The sequence below is a fragment of the Pedobacter hiemivivus genome, from assembly GCF_004331685.1.
In the GTDB taxonomy this organism is placed as follows: domain Bacteria; phylum Bacteroidota; class Bacteroidia; order Sphingobacteriales; family Sphingobacteriaceae; genus Pedobacter; species Pedobacter hiemivivus.
On sequence record NZ_SJSM01000009.1, the window covers coordinates 127,788 to 146,524 of the forward strand.

General features: G+C 38.4%; 20 protein-coding genes. 10 read left to right on the forward strand and 10 right to left on the reverse strand.

What is annotated here, in order from left to right; genetic code table 11:
* Nucleotides 1–138 precede the first annotated feature (138 nt).
* The 3 genes from EZ444_RS15385 (at nucleotide 139) to EZ444_RS27235 (ending at nucleotide 1,619) form a co-directional block, all read left to right on the forward strand.
* Entirely contained in the window at nucleotides 139–558 is a 420-nt protein-coding gene (locus tag EZ444_RS15385) for a nucleoside-diphosphate kinase (RefSeq protein WP_090777560.1), read from the forward strand.
* Between the two features lie 97 nt (nucleotides 559–655).
* On the forward strand, nucleotides 656–1,387 hold the full coding sequence (locus EZ444_RS15390) for an FKBP-type peptidyl-prolyl cis-trans isomerase (RefSeq protein WP_131610040.1): 732 nt from the start codon (nucleotides 656–658) through the stop codon (nucleotides 1,385–1,387).
* 58 nt (nucleotides 1,388–1,445) lie between these two features.
* Entirely contained in the window at nucleotides 1,446–1,619 is a 174-nt protein-coding gene (locus tag EZ444_RS27235; protein WP_165503626.1) for a hypothetical protein, read from the forward strand.
* An 8-nt stretch (nucleotides 1,620–1,627) separates the two neighbouring features.
* Here EZ444_RS27235 and EZ444_RS15395 read toward each other — a convergent pair whose 3' ends face one another.
* Together EZ444_RS15395 and recF are read right to left on the reverse strand one after the other, a co-directional pair.
* Nucleotides 1,628–1,918, reverse strand: a complete 291-nt coding sequence (locus EZ444_RS15395; protein ID WP_090777565.1) for a DUF721 domain-containing protein — start codon at nucleotides 1,916–1,918, stop codon at nucleotides 1,628–1,630.
* Nucleotides 1,911–3,014: a DNA replication/repair protein RecF gene (gene recF / locus EZ444_RS15400; RefSeq protein WP_131610099.1), complete on the reverse strand. Its 1,104-nt coding sequence runs from the start codon at nucleotides 3,012–3,014 to the stop codon at nucleotides 1,911–1,913. The genes EZ444_RS15395 and recF overlap by 8 nt, the downstream gene beginning before the upstream one ends.
* 204 nt (nucleotides 3,015–3,218) lie before the next feature.
* Here recF and EZ444_RS15405 point away from each other — a divergent pair, with 204 nt between their 5' ends.
* Nucleotides 3,219–3,890 (forward strand): tetratricopeptide repeat protein, encoded by a 672-nt coding sequence (locus EZ444_RS15405; RefSeq protein ID WP_131610041.1) that lies wholly within the window; start codon nucleotides 3,219–3,221, stop codon nucleotides 3,888–3,890.
* Between the two features lie 420 nt (nucleotides 3,891–4,310).
* Here the strand turns inward: EZ444_RS15405 and EZ444_RS15410 are convergent, their stop codons facing one another.
* The 6 genes from EZ444_RS15410 to EZ444_RS15435 all read right to left on the reverse strand — a co-directional run bounded on the left by EZ444_RS15410 (nucleotide 4,311) and on the right by EZ444_RS15435 (nucleotide 13,312).
* On the reverse strand, nucleotides 4,311–5,261 hold the full coding sequence (locus EZ444_RS15410; protein WP_131610042.1) for a DUF4302 domain-containing protein: 951 nt from the start codon (nucleotides 5,259–5,261) through the stop codon (nucleotides 4,311–4,313).
* A gap of 23 nt (nucleotides 5,262–5,284) precedes the next feature.
* Complete coding sequence (locus EZ444_RS15415; RefSeq protein WP_131610043.1) at nucleotides 5,285–6,157, reverse strand: substrate import-associated zinc metallohydrolase lipoprotein; 873 nt, start codon at nucleotides 6,155–6,157, stop codon at nucleotides 5,285–5,287.
* 30 nt (nucleotides 6,158–6,187) lie between these two features.
* On the reverse strand, nucleotides 6,188–7,645 hold the full coding sequence (locus tag EZ444_RS15420; protein ID WP_131610044.1) for a RagB/SusD family nutrient uptake outer membrane protein: 1,458 nt from the start codon (nucleotides 7,643–7,645) through the stop codon (nucleotides 6,188–6,190).
* 11 nt (nucleotides 7,646–7,656) lie between these two features.
* The gene (locus EZ444_RS15425; protein ID WP_131610045.1) at nucleotides 7,657–11,304 is read right to left on the reverse strand and encodes a SusC/RagA family TonB-linked outer membrane protein; all 3,648 of its coding nucleotides are present in this window, start codon (nucleotides 11,302–11,304) and stop codon (nucleotides 7,657–7,659) included.
* A 148-nt stretch (nucleotides 11,305–11,452) separates the two neighbouring features.
* Nucleotides 11,453–12,655, reverse strand: coding sequence for a FecR family protein (locus tag EZ444_RS15430; RefSeq protein WP_131610046.1), 1,203 nt, complete (start codon nucleotides 12,653–12,655; stop codon nucleotides 11,453–11,455).
* A gap of 66 nt (nucleotides 12,656–12,721) precedes the next feature.
* Nucleotides 12,722–13,312, reverse strand: a complete 591-nt coding sequence (locus tag EZ444_RS15435; protein ID WP_131610047.1) for an RNA polymerase sigma factor — start codon at nucleotides 13,310–13,312, stop codon at nucleotides 12,722–12,724.
* Nucleotides 13,313–13,469: 157 nt separating this feature from the next.
* Here EZ444_RS15435 and ribH point away from each other — a divergent pair, with 157 nt between their 5' ends.
* Nucleotides 13,470–13,961 carry a 6,7-dimethyl-8-ribityllumazine synthase gene (ribH, locus tag EZ444_RS15440; protein ID WP_131610048.1) on the forward strand — a complete coding sequence of 164 codons (492 nt, stop codon included), beginning with the start codon at nucleotides 13,470–13,472 and terminating at the stop codon, nucleotides 13,959–13,961.
* 218 nt (nucleotides 13,962–14,179) lie between these two features.
* Entirely contained in the window at nucleotides 14,180–14,512 is a 333-nt protein-coding gene (gene ytxJ, locus EZ444_RS15445; protein WP_131610049.1) for a bacillithiol system redox-active protein YtxJ, read from the forward strand.
* Here the strand turns inward: ytxJ and EZ444_RS15450 are convergent.
* On the reverse strand, nucleotides 14,502–14,906 hold the full coding sequence (locus EZ444_RS15450) for an OsmC family protein (RefSeq protein WP_131610050.1): 405 nt from the start codon (nucleotides 14,904–14,906) through the stop codon (nucleotides 14,502–14,504). The genes ytxJ and EZ444_RS15450 overlap by 11 nt on opposite strands.
* A 53-nt stretch (nucleotides 14,907–14,959) precedes the next feature.
* Here EZ444_RS15450 and EZ444_RS15455 point away from each other — a divergent pair, with 53 nt between their 5' ends.
* From EZ444_RS15455 to EZ444_RS15470, 4 genes are all read left to right on the forward strand, one after another.
* Nucleotides 14,960–15,379 carry an META domain-containing protein gene (locus tag EZ444_RS15455; RefSeq protein WP_131610051.1) on the forward strand — a complete coding sequence of 140 codons (420 nt, stop codon included), beginning with the start codon at nucleotides 14,960–14,962 and terminating at the stop codon, nucleotides 15,377–15,379.
* Nucleotides 15,380–15,450: 71 nt separating this feature from the next.
* On the forward strand, nucleotides 15,451–16,329 hold the full coding sequence (gene lipA, locus EZ444_RS15460) for a lipoyl synthase (protein ID WP_131610052.1): 879 nt from the start codon (nucleotides 15,451–15,453) through the stop codon (nucleotides 16,327–16,329).
* Nucleotides 16,330–16,384: 55 nt separating this feature from the next.
* Nucleotides 16,385–16,936: an RNA polymerase sigma factor gene (locus EZ444_RS15465; protein WP_131610053.1), complete on the forward strand. Its 552-nt coding sequence runs from the start codon at nucleotides 16,385–16,387 to the stop codon at nucleotides 16,934–16,936.
* A 1-nt stretch (nucleotide 16,937) separates the two neighbouring features.
* Nucleotides 16,938–17,795 (forward strand): anti-sigma factor, encoded by an 858-nt coding sequence (locus EZ444_RS15470; RefSeq protein ID WP_131610054.1) that lies wholly within the window; start codon nucleotides 16,938–16,940, stop codon nucleotides 17,793–17,795.
* Between the two features lie 4 nt (nucleotides 17,796–17,799).
* Here the strand turns inward: EZ444_RS15470 and EZ444_RS15475 are convergent, their stop codons facing one another.
* Complete coding sequence (locus EZ444_RS15475) at nucleotides 17,800–18,732, reverse strand: NAD(P)H-hydrate dehydratase (RefSeq protein ID WP_131610055.1); 933 nt, start codon at nucleotides 18,730–18,732, stop codon at nucleotides 17,800–17,802.
* Nucleotides 18,733–18,737 lie beyond the last annotated feature (5 nt).

Below are 18,737 nucleotides of genomic sequence, written 5' to 3' on the forward strand. Positions count from 1 at the left end.
TCGTTGCAAAGCTAATAATTTAATGATAATTGAAGCCTATAATATTTACGCCTTTTAGGGGCAAACTATTTTATCTAAGTTTCGAACTTTAATATTAACAGTATAAAACGTAATTTTGCAAAAAATCATATATATAAAATGAGTACAAACAGAACTTTTACCATGATTAAGCCTGATGCTGTTGCAAATGGCCATATTGGTGCGATCATTAACGACATCACTGCTGCAGGTTTTAAAATCATTGCATTAAAATACACTAAACTAACTCCAGAAACTGCTGGTGAGTTTTACGCAGTTCACAAAGAACGTCCTTTTTATGCTGACTTGGTAAGCTTCATGTCATCAGGACCAATCGTTGCTGCGATTCTTGAGAAAGACAATGCTATCGAAGATTTCAGAAAATTAATCGGTGCTACTAACCCAGCTGAGGCTGCTGAAGGTACTATCCGTCAGAAATATGCTAAATCAATTGATGCAAATGCTGTTCATGGTTCAGATTCTGACGAGAACGCTGCAATTGAAGGTGATTTCTTCTTTACTGCTGCTGAGCGTTTCTAAGAACCCTCTGTCGTATAGAAATTAAAATAAGCACCTCAAAAAAAGGTGCTTATTTTTTTATAAAGTTTGTACCTTTCCTCCACAACAAATAGAACTAATGAAGAAAACACTTATCACCCTTATGCTTCCGTTTTGCGCATTAGCGCTAAACGCTCAAACGAAAGCAAAAACTACTACAGTAAAGAAAACAACGACCACAGTAAAAAAAGCTCCGTCAGCAGTTGTATTTAAATCAACATTAGACTCGGCCAGTTATGCTTTTGGTAATACCATGGCCAGCAGCATGAAAAATGATGGTCTGAACAGCCTTAACTACGATTTGTTAATTAAAGGGTTGAAAGATGCTTTTGGTAATGCCACTCCCTTGATCCCTAAAGAACAATCTCAGGTTGCCATCAACAACTTATTCAAAAATGTAAGCAAACAAAAAAACGCCCCTATTATTGCAGAAGGTAAAGCATTTTTAGAAAAAAATAAAAAAGAAGCAGGTGTACAGGTAACGCCAAGCGGTATGCAGTACCAGGTAATCACCAGAGGTACCGGTATCAAACCTAAGGCTACAGATACAGTATTGGTTAACTACAGAGGAACTTTACTTAATGGAAAACAGTTTGATAGCTCATACGACAGAAAAGAACCGCTTTCACTACCATTAAACGGTGTAATTACAGGTTGGACAGAAGGTCTTCAACTGATGCAAACAGGTTCAAAATACAAATTCTTTATCCCTTACAACCTTGCTTATGGAGAACGTGGCGCTGGACAGGACATTCCACCATATAGCACGCTTATCTTTGAAATTGAGTTGCTTAAAGTAAACGGAAAATAGGCACATCAAACCTTTGGCATTCTCGTTTGTTAGTTTATTACATCAAATAATCAAGCCTATGACAACGAGAAGATATTTTCCCTTAGCAATTATCGCCTTCCTTACTACTACACTTATGAGTTGCGAGTTAGTAAAGGGCATTTTTAAGGCAGGTATTTGGACTGGTGCAATTGTAGTCATATTGGTACTTGCACTCATTATCTGGTTAATCGGCAGAATCTTTGGCGGATAAATCGATGTCTAAAGAAACACCATATCAGTAATCACTTCAGATCCGGCACGTTCATTTATTTTTTGAATGATGCCGGATTTTACCATTAGCAACTCATTCTTTATAACTGACGACTCAATCCTGATGAATAGTTTCCCTTGTGAAACATAAATCTTTGTAGTCCGATTGGCAATAGCAGTCCCCATCAATTCGGGCCATAAAGACACCACCGAAGTTTCATCAAACTTACCTTTCAACTTATAAACATTCAACAACTTGCCAATGCCTTCTTTCAGTGTAATATCGTTTGGTTTACGCATGATTTATTGCTCCATTAGTTACTTCAAATAAAGTTACCGGCACATCAATTTTATTAAATACTGCTGTCACTCTTTCCTTTCCTGTATCTGTAATAAAAATTTGTCCAAAATCATGATGAGATACCATCTCCATCAGCTTATGCATTCTGCTATCGTCCAGCTTATCAAAAATATCATCCAACAACAGCAAAGGCTTAAACCCTTTATATTTCTGAAGATAAGCATATTGCGCCAGCTTTAAGGCAATTAAAAAGGATTTCTGCTGTCCTTGTGAGCCAAATTTTTTCAAAGGCATATCGGATAGGGTAAAAATCAGATCGTCTTTATGGATACCAGTGGTTGTCCTTTCCAGAATTTTATCCTTTTCTATAGACTGTTGCAACAATTGTTCAAAAGGAGTATCATTTAGCTGACTCTGATATTGCAGACTGACCTGCTCCTTATCATTGGTCAAGAATTGGTAGTACTTATCAAACAAAGGAATAAACTCGATCATAAACTGCTGACGCTTGGCATAAATCTTTGCACCAGAAGCAATCAGCTGCTCATTATAAATCTCCAGCAACGTCGGATCATAGCTTCTTGTGATGGCAATCTGCTTTAACAAGGCATTCCGGTTTAACAGGTGACGGTTATACAGAATCAACTCGTCCAGGTAATGCATGTCCGTTTGTGAGATCACATTGTCCATAAACCGCCTGCGTTCCTCACTTCCCTCCATAATAATATTGGTATCGTAAGGCGAGATCATCACCAAAGGGAACAAACCAATGTGATTGGCCAGCTTATCGTATTCTTTTTTATTCCGCTTAAATTGTTTTTTCTGATTCCGTTTTACCCCGCAAGTAATCTTCTCATTCTTCTCTTCACGGTCAAAATCACCTTGAATCATAAAAAGATCATGACCAGTTTTAATCTGCTGGGTATCGATAGGATTAAAATACCCTTTACATAGACACAGGTAATGGATGGCATCTAGTAAATTTGTTTTACCGGCCCCATTATCACCTACAAATGCATTTACAGTTTTAGAAAAACTAACATTTGCGTCCGTATAGTTTTTAAAATTAAGAAGAGTAATGTTTTTTAACCACATAGTATCAATAGCCAAAGTTACCGTTTAGCTTTGTCAATTCTATGATTTGTTTTTCCTCCAGGATACGCTATCCTAATATAAATATTAAGCTTTATCACGGTACTAATTAACGCTCAGTTCATTAATTTTGTTTAAATACTCAGAAAAGGGTTGATACTTTGATGTAAAAATGTATTTTTGCAATCCTTAATTTTTTTAAATAAAATGTCTACAACAGAAAAAGAAATAAATCAGCCGGTAAGAAAGGGCTCTTTTTTAGAAGAAAATTCGAAAAGCCTTTTATTCATTGCAGGTGCAATTGTAGTATTAATAGGCATATACTTCTGGTACCAGAATGTGTATCTTAAAAACAGGGCTGAAGAAGCATCAGCTAAAATGTACAAGGCAGAGCAATATATTGGTGCTGCAGATTCATTGGCCAACAAAGCTATAAACGGCGAAGGTGGTTATCCTGGTCTTGAAAAAATTGCAGAGGAGTATGACAATACAAAATCAGCAAACCTTGCTAACTTATACCTTGGTGGTATTTACTTACGTAAAGGTGAGTACAAAAAAGCTACTGAAGTATTGGGTAAATATTCTGAAACAGGAAGTCCAGTTGCAGATCCATTGGCTTTAGGTTTGTTAGGTGATGCTTATAGCGAGTTGAAAGACTTCAAACAAGCAGCTACTTATTACAAAAAAGCAGCTGATAAGGCAAGCAACAAATTCACTTCTCCAATGTTCCTTAAAAAACTAGGCTTAGTGTATGAAAACCTTAAAGAATTTAAAAATGCTGAAGAAGCATATACTAAAATAAAAACTCAGTATCCTGAGAGCCAGGAAGCAGCTATGATTGATGAGTACATTGCACGTGCAGCTGTACAAGTTAAATAAAGATTGCTTTTAAAATATTAAATAGCCCTGTAGACTTCATGTCTACAGGGCTATTTTTTTACTTCTACGCTAAGGAAATTTGCTTTCCTGATCCCTTGATTGGCACACTGATCAACTGGCCAGTGTACCCGATTCCCTTTTGGTCATAATACCAGCCCTGTAAGCACTGGGCCGTGAAGATGGGGATCTTTACTAAAAAGACAAAAGTCCTTGCGTTAGACAGGTTATAATGCACCTTGTCGCAAATCTTACCGACGTCTTCCAGGTAGTGAAAAGCAAGTTAAAAAAGTGGTTATTCCCGTATCTATTCTCTTTCATAATGCCTTTTGTTAGATAAGGCAAAACCACACTAAAAGCCCAAACGCAAAAAAAGCATCCATTTTCATGGATGCTTTGTACAATTATAAAATATTTTAAACCTTAAATAATGCTAATCTTTCCGGTTATCACTTCCTTCCCCTCTTTATCAAGGGCAAAAATATCTATTGACCTGCCGTTTATTTTTCTGATCAAAAAATAATTGGTTTTAAACAATCTTTGATAGGCCGCTGGACCTGAACTGAAATATTCTGCAGGAGTAAATCTGGTCGTTACTTCCCAGAATATTGAATTATACCCTAAAAACGCCACTGGAAAATAGACTGAATAATCGAATTCTATCGGATCTAATTGTTTATTATTAATAACAGTAGGATAACTAGCCTTAAAAAAAGCTATATTTCCTGCTGGTTGATTAAAAAAAGCGATTGTACCCGGGGCAAAAACCTCACCTGAAGCATAAGTTAGCTCGAGTTTCAAATCAACATCAAAAAACTGCCTTTGCGTAATTAGCTTCGCTGTTTCTTGTTGCCAATCTTTAACCCAGGCAACATTCTCATTTCTGATCATTTTATAGACAACCCCGCCTTCACTTGCACTTCCGGTACCTTTACGATAAGTCTGAATTTCGATTACATCTTTGCTTACAGATAAAACCTTAAAGAAATAATCTGTAATATCCATGGTACCGAACTCATAAATATCAGATAAAATAGATCCGGTTGAAAAAGTCAGTAATGGCGCTCCAGTAGCCGCAGAAATATTAAAATAGCTGACCCTATCCTCATTCCCATAAATCGATTTGGTAGTTACTTTACTCGCTACAGTATCAAATTTTAAAACAAATGGTGCTGATGTTTTTACATTAACATCTAGAGTTTTAAGATACATGATCCAACCATCTTTTGAATTTTGTAATTGAGTTTTCAATTCTTTCTCTAACGCGTTAGAACGCTCGATAGACTTGCTGCCATCCAGCAACGCCTCCTTCTTACAGGCGCTCATCGTAAGGACAAAAACAGCCAGAAAAGTGATATGATATATTATTTTCATCTTGATAATATTTAAAATAAGTTTTACAATGGTAATGTACTCGCAACCTGATCCAGGATATCATGCATTTGATGCAGGTCAATCCCCTTATCAAGGTAAAATTTATAAACCATCTGGTATTTTGTAACCAATTTTGGATTTCTAGCTATAATGGTCTGTATTTGCGCCTTAGAATAGCGAATAAGAGACTCTACAGTCGTGGCAAAATCTTCCTCAGGAGCAAAACCGCCATATGGGGTAAAGAACCCGTCATTTTGCGCATCTGTATTAGTCCTGGCTGTACCATCTGGCTTCCGTAAATAATTCAGCTGATAATAAGTCCCCTGGGATACTCTGTCGTAAGCATAACCCCTACCGAATTTCTGATCCAATTGGTGTGCATGTTCATGGTACAATGTATTCATGTGATCTCTTACTGAAGCTTTAGTGGCTGGCAACACATCCGCTCCCCCCATACCAAGTCTATAAAACTGGCCGTTCAATCCCGCACCCGCCGCTAATCCTGAACTGATAGAATTAAAATGCACGTAAGTACCGAGAATAAGAAATTCAACAGGTTTTTGGTCATTTAAAAACTTCGGAAAGTTCTTTTTCAAAGGCTCCAGCCAAAGTCTTTCTATAACATTTTTTGTATAAAATCTAGCTTTTTCATATTGCGCGGGTACATAAAAAGTAGTCGGATCTATAATCCTTGGATTAAATTCGTAAAATACCCTTACACCATAATTTTTAAACAGACTGTCCGTCAAGCTATCCAAACCGTTCCATTTGCCTTTTTTAATCGAAAGGTAATCAATGGGGTCATCGATGGCAATTGTCGTGTCTTTTTTGCAACCTGTAATAAATGCACTTGAAGCCAATACAACTACAAGTACAAATGCATATATCTTTTTCATGATCATATCATTTAACATTATTAATAAACCTTATCTTGGGTTTAACTGAATAGCCGGATTCCCTTGTTGCTCTTTTAAAGGAATCTGCAACGCGGTTCTCAAATCATTAGGCATTAAAGTGGCAGTTGGCGCTTCCCCTCTGCCAATCAGATGTTCAACCTTTATACCCAGACGCTTCACATCAAACCAACGCAATCCTTCTCCGATAAACTCTTTTCTGCGTTCCAGTAATACGGTCGTTAAAAGTGCCTCGTTGGTAAATAACGCAGGGTTCAGCGCAACATAATTGGTATACCTTGCTTTACGTAATACTTCAAGATCTTTCAACGCCTCAGTAACCGTACCACCTGTACTTCTTAGCACCGCTTCAGCACGATTGAGCAAAACCTCTTCCATAGAAAAATAAGAAGCCCTGAAAGCCGAGTTCGGATTGTTTGGTTGAGTTTCGTACTTAGCAACCATTACCCTTCTGTCAATAACCGTTCCTACTGGGTAGGTAAGCTTGTTCCTTAAATCGGTTACCGGCAACAATGTGGTTAAGAAATCTGCGACATAAAAACCCGACCTTGTAAACCCTGTAGGCGCAAGGAAGCCAAGGTTTCTTGAAGAGTAATAATTCATCAGTATATTCGGATGGGTAGTAGGATCCATATATTTCACTGTAAAAATCTGTATCCCGTTTGCTGTAATTACAGTAAGGTCAGTTGCAAGATCTCTAACAAAGCGGCCTTTTTCTAGAATCACTGCATCAGCGTATCTGATTGCTTCTGCCCAGTTACCTTTGTACAACATTACCCGGCTCATAAAAGCATTAGCGCTGACCATGTTAAAATGATAAGGGTTTTTAGTCGCAAAAACAGCTCCCTGTTGAAGCAAAGCAATACCTTCGGCAGCATCCTTTTCAATTTGTGCATAAGTTTCCTTTACCGTAGCACGGGTGTAACTTTTTACATTTTCTTCATTTACAGTCGTTACAATCGGAATACCCAGGTCTGTACCTGCAGTAGCTTCATTATAATGCTTAGAAAAAAGGTTAACCAGCATGAACTGGCAATAAGCTCTTAAAACAAGCGCTTCGCCTTTAACCGCCGCCTTAAATTCTGCACTTCCCCGTGTAGAACCATCCACTCCATTGATCACAATATTGCTGCGGTAGATCTTCGCAAAAAATTCGCGGTAAGCCAGATCCGGGTTCGTATAGGTATTATCAGGATATTCGTCTTTGTATAAATAAATCGGCAGAAAATAACTGGTCATAGAAGCCTGAGCCAGATTGGCGTGGTACTCAAAATCATCAGTTAAAATATCGGTAAACATCTCCTGCCTTTCAGGATACGCATCAACCAGAATCTGCTGATAATGCTCTGTAAATTGCAGGTCTATCCTGTTATCGTAAGGTTTTTCGGTAAACTTTTTACAGCCTGTAAAACACAATGCAAGCACGGTTAATAATGAGGCTATAATATTTTTGGAATTGAATAGTTTCATCTTATTATCTTTTAAAACTGTGCAGTTAATCTTAATGTATAGCTCCTTGGATTTGGCAAACTCACACCCGAAATCAAGCTCTGTGGATCGACACCACGCAACTTACTGCTGGCCCAGTAATGGATGTTATTTGCCGAAGCCATTAACCTTGCCCCTTTTATCCATGGCACACCCGTTAATAATTTAGGCGATACATTGTAAGATAACATCACCTCACTCAGGCGGAGCACATTTGCACTAACCACCATTGCATCGCTTCGGTTATAAGCAAACTCATTCTGTATAAATGCAGAAGTATAATACTCATTCTGTATATTAGATACCAGTCCAGGTATATTGGTTAATTTTTCATCTCCTGAAGTACGCCATCTCGAATCAATATCCTTGGATGCAGCCAGATTATCATCATACACACGTTTCACAGTTGGCGACCTAAATACCTTATTACCCATACTATAGGTTAAAAACACCCTCAATTCAAATGACTTATAGTTAAATGAATTGGTTATTGAACCAGTACTTGTAGGAATTCTTGACCCCATATAAGTAATCAGAGAATCGTTTACACTTGAAAACTGTATGTTATTGGTGGTTTTACCTGTATTACCATCATAGAACAAGGGCTGACCATTTGCATCCAGGCTGGCAAAACGATAAGCATACAAGCCATATAAAGGTTTACCAACTATACCATATCCATCCGGACGTGTTTTTTCCGTAAGCAATGGCGAGAAGAGATTTCCGTCAACCATGGTGTTTTTTACATAACCATAAATCAAACCTACATTCCATCTAAAATCTTTGGTTTTCACAACTTCTTTGATATCTAAAGTAATATCAACCCCTTTATTGCTCATGGTAGCCCAGTTAATGGTTTTGCTTGCAAACCCATCCTCATATCCAACAGAGCTCGATCTGATCAGATCTTTGTTACGTCTGGTGTAGTATTCTGCAGTAAGGTTTAACTTGTTGAATAACCCCAATTCTAAACCGAAGTTGGTAATGAAATCTTTTTCCCAGCTTAAGCTAAATAACTCTGGTGCAATGATCCTGATACCGATCTCGCTGTTAACTGCGTCAGGACGGTTCACATTTACATAGTTGGCATTGATATTTGGCGACGACTGATAAGCGTTACCACGCAATGCATAACTTGCACGTAGTTTCAGGAAGTCAACTTTTCCTTCAGCATTGATTTGTTTGAAAAAATTTTCCTGGTCAACATTCCATGATAACCCGACACTGTAGTTTGGTAAGAACCTTGATCTGGTTCTTCTGCCAAACATGTTGTTCCCATCAACCCTTCCGGCTACTTCTATATTGTATTTATTATTAAAAGAGTATTGAGTAGAGAGAAACAAAGCGGTTCTGTTTTCCTGAATAAACCCTTCGGTATAATATCGCTCGTCTTTTTCAATCGCTCTTTTCATCGCCAGCACACTTGGCGATATGATTTTACCCCCATAATATAAATAACCATATCCACGAGTGTAATCGCTTGTGGTTTTATCCGATGCCATCTCAAAACCAGCAAATACATTTAACTTATGTTTATCTTCCCAGTCTTTTTTAAAGGTCAGTGTATTTCTCATGTAAAGAAATCTACCGTCACTACTACGGGCATCCAATATACCTCCACGTGGAAGAATGGTTTCCGGAATAGAATTCGGATCTGAAGGATCTTTATATAGATAGGTGTTCAATTCTCTTAATTTATCGTTTGTGGCCACACGGTATGCAGCTGCTACATTCGAATATTCTGTCATCACGTGATCGTACTTAGCTGCTGTTTTTCTCGCAGAAAGCAGCGTTTCAAAAGTGAGGGCCTTAGATATTTTATAAGTTGGCTTTACAGAGATCCTAACATCATGTGCACTTAATGTATTGAAGTTTTCTTTCAACTCATCCAAAATATTAAATGGTGCATAATCACGCAGATAATATTGCAGATTTCCATTTGCATCGTATGGAGACATTGCCCTGCTTGTGTTAGAAGCATAACTGGTAGGATTCAGATCAAAAAGCCTCGTTGTATTAAAACTACTTGAACTGGTGGTACTGTTAAATGTACCCGGTGAAAGTTGATCTCGAAATGATGCGTTCAGGTTCAGATCCAGATCTAGTTTAGAGGTTAGATTAAGAACTACACGAAAATCAGACGTATACCGATTCATGTTGTAACCTATGGCCGATCCATTATCACCAGCATAACTTCCTGATAAATAATAAGTAGACTTATCTCCTCCGCCAGAGAAAGACAAACTATGTTCCTGTAACAGGTTGTTTTTAAACAACACGTCAAACCAATCGGTATTTAAGCCCCTTGCGCGATTTAGTCTGTTGTTGAATTCCTGCGGACTGATCTGATTAGACGCATATAAACGGTAGGGCTCTGTAAAAGCACCTGTTGAAGATGGATAATTTAAAACAGACAGGTACCCATAGTTGTATAGATCTTGCGAAAGATTCATCGACTGTTTAGAATCCATCACATTAAACTGATCGATATCAGGTTTTACCCCCATGGTATAAGCGGTACTCAGATTGATACTGGCTGAATTCTTCTTTCCTTTTTTAGTGGTAATGGAAATAACCCCATTTGCCGCTCTGGTTCCATATAAAGCGGTTGCCGAACCATCTTTTAAGATAGAGATATCTTCAATATCTGCAGCATTTAACCCTGCAATTGCCGATCCAAGTAACGATGCCGGATCCCCGGAGTATAACTGATTGACATTTACATTGGCTGGCGACGCAATAGGAATACCATTGATCACATACAAAGGTTCCTGATTGGCACTGATGGAAGCATTACCGCGGATCCTGATTTTTGGAGTTGCCCCGAAAGTACCGGAAACATTCTCTACACTTACTCCTGCAGCAGCACCCTGAAGCATCCTTGAAACATCGGTATACCCAGAGCGGTTAATAATTTCTTTATCCACCTGACTTACAGAGCCTGTAAAAGTTTTCTTGTCTACTTTCTGGTATCCAGTTACCACAACCTCACCCAAACTTTGGTCTCCACCCTCCAGTACAATATTCATAAAGGAAGAAGTTGCAGCAACTTCTTTTCTGTTAAAGCCAATATAGCTGACTACCAAAATAGCACCCTCTTTATCTACCTTCAATGTAAACTGCCCATTGATGTCGGTTTTCGTTACATTTTTAGTATTCTTCTCCGTAATGCTGGCACCAGGAAGTGGACCTTTTCCATCGGTAACTTTGCCGGTAACAACGATTTGTTGAACCGCCGCTACCGCACGTACTTTTATAGTCTTAGGATTAATTAAAATAGTATTGCCTTCGATTTCATAATTAAATGGCTGATTGGCCATTACCTTGTCCATCGTTTCAGTTAAAGTTGCTTCTTTCAATGAAACTGTTACCGGCTGGGCACGTTGTAACACGTCGGTATTGTATACCAACTTTAGGCCGCTTTGCTTGCGGATTTCGAGAAGGACAAACTTTAATGAAGTATTTTTTGCTGAAATCGTAATCCTTTGAGAAAAGGTTTTCGCCGAAATCTGCATACATACAACCATTAATAGGAAAGCTGTGATCTTCATGGTTAGTGAAAATTTTGAGAGTAGGTTTTGCGCAAGGACATAATTCTGCCGTAAGCCAAAAAATAGCTTGCGCTGAACATTTAAATTCATAAATTTGTTAGGTTTAAGGTGATTCTTAACTAGTTGTTTTGTTGACGGGTGCCTTATTCATCACCGATTGCGCTGCTACGCAATCGGTGTCTTTTTTTTAGGCTTTTGTATTGATACTACATAGGCATAGGTTTTAGCTGAGGATTGATTAGCGGTTAATTTTTATCGTATTATTTATTAAAGAGAATTTTATATTCCCCGTTTTTTCAAGCATTCTTAAAACATTTGATAAGGTCTCATTTCTGGAAATAAAGATGTTATACCTGGTTTCTGGCAAATTTCTAAGATCTACATCTACATCATACCAACGCGACAGTTGTTTCAGAATATCTTTTAGATATAAATCCTCAAACATAAAATTACCCTCTTTCCATGCGGTAGCGCCTTCCACATTTACTTTTTTCACGTGGATAAAAGGATCACCAGCCATAAGTACCGACTGCTCACCAGGGTTTAAGATCTTACCCTCTTTAGTTGCTATCGAGTAAACATTTACCTTTCCAGATACCAGAGTAGTTTTTACCACAAGATCATCATCATATGCACTGAGGTTAAAATGAGTCCCCAATACTTCAACAATCTGAGTCGGTGTTTCTACCGAAAAGGGTTTACGGAAACCATTCTCCATTACCTTTTCCACATCAAAAAAGCCTTCCCCATTAAGCTCTACTTTTCTCCCCACCCCTAATGGAAAAGTCAGCGGATACCTCAATGATGAAGAAGCATTGAGCATTACCTTGGTCCCATCAGATAACATCACAGTATATTGGCCGCCCTTTGGAGTAGTAATTCGATTGTATAATACTTCCGTAGTTTCCGATTGCTGATCTGAGACTTGATAAACAACTAAGCCCTCCTTTGTTACTTTTATGCTCACCCCGGCCTTTTTCAATAGTGTAGTATCACTATTGGCATCAAGAACAATGGATGAACCATCTGCAAGCGTCAGGATCCCCTTGTTAGTCCCAGGCCTCACGTCGTTAGCTAGCTGCTTCCCCTCAAGAAAGTCCGGTTTTTTAAAGCGACTATAAAAAAGCCCCCCCAGAAGTAAAATACCTGCAAGACTTGCCGCCACCGCATATTTGGTATAACCAGAAGAAAAAACACGCTGAAGAAAACTCTTTTTAAAGAGCTGCTGCTGCAAATGGCTATCCGTTTTACGAAAAGCTGCAATCACTTCAGGCTGTTCTTCAAAATCTGCCGGGACTTCCGCATACAACTGCTCTTCAATTAATAATTTCAGATCAGCATTATCGTTATCGACATTAAAATAATCCAGCAGCATCCTGATCTCTTCAGGAGTGCATTGATTGTTTAAGAAGCGTTTAAATAATTGTGAAAGTTCTTGCACCTGCGTCTATTTTTATTCTAATACGCCGATGAAGCAAAAACCAACTACTCTTAATTCAAAAAAAAATTAAAAAATTGTAATCAGCATTAGAATAAGAATAATATCAATTTGCGATAAGCGGCTTTTAAGTATCCTGGTAGCTCTTACAATGTGATTATTGACGGTTGCAGTAGAAATGTTCAGCATCAAAGCCACCTCATCATAACTTTTCCCCTCGATCTTACAAAGTTGGAACACTTCACGACATTTGGGCGGCAGCAGATTAATTTCCTGGTCAAGTAATTTTATACTTTCCTCTAGCTCAGCCCCCGCATCTATATCATGATGCCCCTCAACAGAAGAGGAAGCGATCAGTTTTTCTTCGAGTTTCTTTTGGCGTGAGGCTTTTCTGAAGAAATCATACACACTATTCTGTGCGATTCGAACCACATACCCTTCAAAAGACTGCTCAACATCCAAACCGGCAGCATGATTCCACACCTTTATAAATACATCCTGCAAAATATCAGCAGCAATGTCTGTAGATTTTACAAGTTTTAAAATATTGCCATAAATTTTGCCCCTATACTTCTTATAAAAAAAGTCAAAAGCCTCCTCATCCCCCGATTTTAAACGGATAAGCATTTCATTGTCAGAAAAGGATACAATCTTACTCATATAACTCTAGTTCTTTTAATCTGAAACTTAAATTTGCTTCCTATTAAAAGAGATCACGTTAATTATTTAAATAGAAACAAGCATTCAATGCTAAATATATTAAAACCGATCCTAAAAACCATTTATTAGTTTAGATGATTTTATTTAAGTTTGCAGCATGGCAACACAACTTAAAAACCTATCCGATTTTTCGCATACTACTATACCTAATGGAAGCGCTTTCAAATTTGCAATTGCTGTTGCTGAATGGAATGCGGAAGTTACAGGTAGCCTATACAATGGCGCATTAGAAACCTTGCTTAAACATGGTGTATCTCCGGAAAATATCATTTCTGTACCAGTACCTGGTAGTTTTGAGCTTACTGCTGCTGCCGAAATACTTTTACAAAAACACAAAGATCTTGACGCAGTAATCTGTTTGGGTTGTGTAATCCAGGGAGAAACCAAGCACTTTGATTTTATCTGTGATGCAGTAGCCAATGGCATTACACAAGTAGGAATTAAACATGCTAAACCTGTAATATTTGGGGTGTTAACTACTAACGACCAACAACAAGCAATAGACAGAGCTGGTGGTAAACATGGTAACAAGGGAGACGAAGCTGCAATTACGGCATTAAAAATGGCAGAATTGAAGGCTACCCTATAACAAACTTTGATTCTTTTGTTAAAAACTGTAGATTAGTATCGATATTTCATTAAAGAAAATAAATACAAATGAAAAAAGTTGCAATATTATTGCTTGGCGTGTTTTTTGCAATAACGGTGTTGGAAGCTTGTTCCAATAAAATTTGTCCGGCGTATAGCTCTTACCCAGAAGGCAAAAGAAGAAGAGGATAAGAAGGGTTAAATTAATAAAGAGATTCGATGCAGTGGAAAAACATTACTGATCTGACACAGATTAGTCAAATACAAAACCAGAAAGGCTACAGTTTAATATTTAAACACAGTACCCGTTGCTCGGTTAGCTCAATGGCTAAGAGACGTTTTGAAATGGATTGGGATTCAATACCCGAAAACACTTCCCTGTATTTTTTAGATTTAATCAGCTATCGCGACCTTTCGGCGCAGATAGCTGAAACTTTTCAAGTACATCACGAATCCCCACAAATTTTGTTAATCAAAGATGGGGATTGCATTCTGGATGCTTCGCATAGCGACATTTCGGCAGTAGAAGTTGCCGAAATGATTAATACTTAAACGTTACTGTTTTCTTAATATCAGGATGTAAACTATACATCACCGGACAGGTATTGGCAGACCGCTCAATGATCGTTTTGTCTTTATCAGAATAGTTATTTGCAGGAAACTGAAAATCAACTACTATTTCAGCTACTCTTCTTGGTTGTTCGGCCATAATCTTAGTGATCTCGCAAGTAGTCCCATCAATATTAAAACCATGCTCATTCGCTGCAATTCCAACAATAGTCAGCATACAATTACCTAAAGATGTAGCCAATAAATCAGTTGGCGAAAAAGCCTCACCTTTTCCTTTGTTATCTACCGGAGCATCTGTGATGATTTCATTACCGGAACGCTCATGTATAGAAGTGGTCCTTAAACCACCGTTGTAAGTTATTTTTGAAGTGCTCATGACGTAAAATTAAGAGAATTCGTTAACTTTAATATCAAATAAAATCAATTACCATGAAAAAATTATTTTCCATCATCCTCATCAGTATTAGCGCTTTAACGGCTTGTAACACGATGAAACCAAATCAACCAAGTCAAAAACTAACTGGTCAATGGGAACTAAATTACATTACAGGGGTAAGAATTGCCTTCAATGGCCTATATCCAGATGCCAAGCCTGTATTAAATTTTAAAGCACCTTTTACAGAAGTAAGTGGCAATACCAGTTGTAATGGATTTAGCACGAAACTAACCGTTGATGGACGCAAAATGACCATTTCGCAGCCAGGTGCAATGACCATGAAACATTGTGAAGGTGAAGGAGAAATGAGGTTTATGGAGATGCTGAAAAAAGTAACGGCTTATAGTGTTGATGACAACACACTAACCTTATTACAGGATGATTTGCCTGTAATGAAGTTTACCAAGAAATAATTAGATAACGATTACATAAAAGGCCATGTTTACGCATGGCCTTTTTGCGTAATATTGCTTAACTTTGTGCCATGATCGCACTTCCGGTTGTTTCAGAAAACCCAGTACAACGTAAACCAGATTGGCTTAGAGTTAAGCTTCCTGTAGGTAAAGAATATGCGCAAGTGCGTAGTTTAGTTGACACCCATAAACTCCATACCATCTGCGAAAGCGGTAACTGTCCTAATATGGGCGAGTGTTGGGGTGCAGGTACAGCAACTTTTATGATCTTAGGTAACATCTGTACCAGATCATGCTCTTTCTGCGCTGTAGCTACGGGCAGACCTTTAGCCGTTGATACTGACGAGCCTAATCGTGTAGCAAACTCAGTTAAACTGATGCAAGTAAAACACTGTGTAATTACTTCGGTTGACAGGGATGACCTGAAAGACGGTGGTTCAATTATATGGGCCGAAACTTTACAAGCCATCAGAAGAGAAAGCCCTGAAACCACACTAGAAACATTAATACCAGATTTTAGGGGTCAATGGGACAACTTATACCGCGTACTGGAAGAACGTCCTGAAGTCATGTCGCACAACGTGGAAACCGTAAAACGTTTAACCAAACAAGTACGTATCCAGGCAAAATACGACAGAAGCCTTGAAGCCCTTAAACGCATCTCTGAATTTGGCCTAAGAACCAAAACAGGAATTATGCTTGGACTCGGAGAAACTGAAGACGATGTTTTAGAAGCCATGGATGATCTTGTTGCCAATGGTGTACACATTTTAACCTTGGGACAATACCTGCAGCCAACACGCAATCACCACCCTGTGGTTGATTGGATTCATCCTGATCAATTTGCTAAATACAAAGAAATCGGATTGGCTAAAGGATTAAGATACGTAGAAAGTGGACCGCTTGTTCGCTCATCGTATCATGCTGAAAAACACCTGTTTGATTTTTAATAAAAAAATAAATACTTCTTTGTTGTTATAGTTCTTTCACTATATTAGTGATGAATTGACAAATAACCGAAAAATATCTCTCCCTGAAGATGAGCTGGTAAACGCCCTAAAAAGCCAAAATACCATTGCCATGCACGCACTGTATGATATGTACTCTGCTGCATTATTTGGGATCATCTCAAGAATTATCCCTCAAATAGAAGTCGCCGAAGATCTTTTACAGGAAACTTTCATAAAAATATGGAATTCTGCCGATGGCTACGATCCTGCTAAAGGTCGCCTATTCACCTGGATGATGAACATTGCCCGCAATATAGCTATAGATAAATTGCGCTCTAAAGATTATAGGAACACTGAAAAAAACCAAGACATCGAAAATAACGTAGATTTTATCGATGCACAGAAGGAAGTAACCTTTAACGCGGATACATTAGGGATTAAGGAAATGGTGAATGGCCTTAAGCCAGAACTAATTGCCGTTCTTGATATGGTCTATTTTAAAGGATATACACATGTAGAAGCGGCTGAAGAGTTGAATTTACCATTAGGGACCATAAAAACAAGGGTTCGAATGGCAATTATAGAATTAAGAAAGAGGTTTAATTAAGGTGGACGAAGGAAGAGCATATATAGAAACAGGCATACTTGAACAATATGTTACTGGGCAATTAACTGCCAGGGAGCGATATGAAGTTGAAGCAATGGCCGCAAAAGACCCTGAAGTAAAGCAGGAAATTACGTCTATTGAGCTTACTCTGGAAAAATATGCAATGGTTGCTGCTAGAAATCCTCGCGAAATACTAAAGGATGAAATCCTTCATAAAATACTTACTAAACCACTCGAAGCAAAATCTGACAAGATCATGCAAAAAATCGAGCCCGCAATTATACCATTGCATGATAACGTTTATGAAGCTAAAATAAGAAAACTTTATATTGCATTAGCTGCTTGTGTTGCTTTATTGGCAATTACGATTATCGCACTCCTATCTACAAGAGGCGAGTTGGGAGAGGCCAAAAATGAAATCATTGCACTAAACCTGGACAAGCAGAAATTTGCTACTGAAGCCAGCTACCTCAAAGAAAACAACACAGATTTACAAGAGAAAAACAAAATAGTTAGTGACCCAGATTGGAAAACCGTAAAACTTGCGGGAACTAAAATGGATCCACAAGCTAATATGATCGTTTATTGGCACCCAGCAGGTAGACATGTTATGGTCGACAATTCTAAAATGCAATTGCCAGCCAATGATCAGGACCATCAGTATCAACTTTGGGCCTTAGTAAATGGCAAACCAGTAGATCTAGGTGTATTTGATGTGAAAGCGGACAGTACCCAGATTTTGCTTAAAATGAAAGAAATCGCCGGAGCTCAGGCATTTGCAGTCACATTAGAGAAACGTGGTGGTAATGTAGGCCCAACCATGGATCAAATGATTGTAATGGGAGCTGTTGGAATCTAAAAAGCTATTTTAAAAACGATTTTACCGTTACAGGAATCTGTGCAGCCAGCTGCGATGCAGTTATATTGTGATGGCTTAAAGCCAATTCATCTCCTGCCCTTCCATGAAAATAACAGCCCAATATGGCCGCTGCCTTTGCGCTGTAACCCTGTGCAACATACGCCGTGATTAAGCCAGTCAACACATCCCCCATTCCGCCCTGCGACATCGCTGGATTACCCGTAGGATTGATCATTACATCACCCTGTTGATCGATAATGAAGGTGTATTGGTTTTTCAACACAATCACAGAACCCAGCTTCTTTGCCATTCTCCTACCTGTCTGCAACCTATCCCACCAACTTTTATGTTCACCAAAGAGACAATCAAACTCTTTTAAATGGGGAGTAAATATAGAGTTCTTAGCCAAATGCAAAAGTAAGTCATCCCGTTTAGAAAGGATATTTAAAGCATCAGCGTCAACAACAACCGGTACGTTTAAAACAACCAGTTCTTCCATCATACACACCGCTTCAAATAGTTTACCTAAACCTGGGCCTATAACAATGGCATTGTATTTTTTTAACGATTTTATTTTGATCAGATGACTTCTCTCTAAATACATTACTTCGGGAAGCGCTGTATTTAAAGCCATCAACCCGCTTTCGGGGATAGATACTGTAGTTAACCCAGCTCCACCATACAAACAGCCACTAGCAGTAAGCAGAGCCGCTCCCATGGTCTTCAGCGCACCGGCAACAATAAGCGCATGCCCATAAGTCCCTTTATGAGAAAAGGGCTTTCTGGGCTCAATAATAGCCTTAATATCGGCACTTTCAATTAATTTATAGGGAGAGCTTTCATTTTCTGTACCTGCCTTTTCCAGTCCTTCATCTACAACCTGCAATTTGCTTGAAGCATCAGAATCCGGAAGAAAGGCACTTAAAAAGACTGCCATAACGA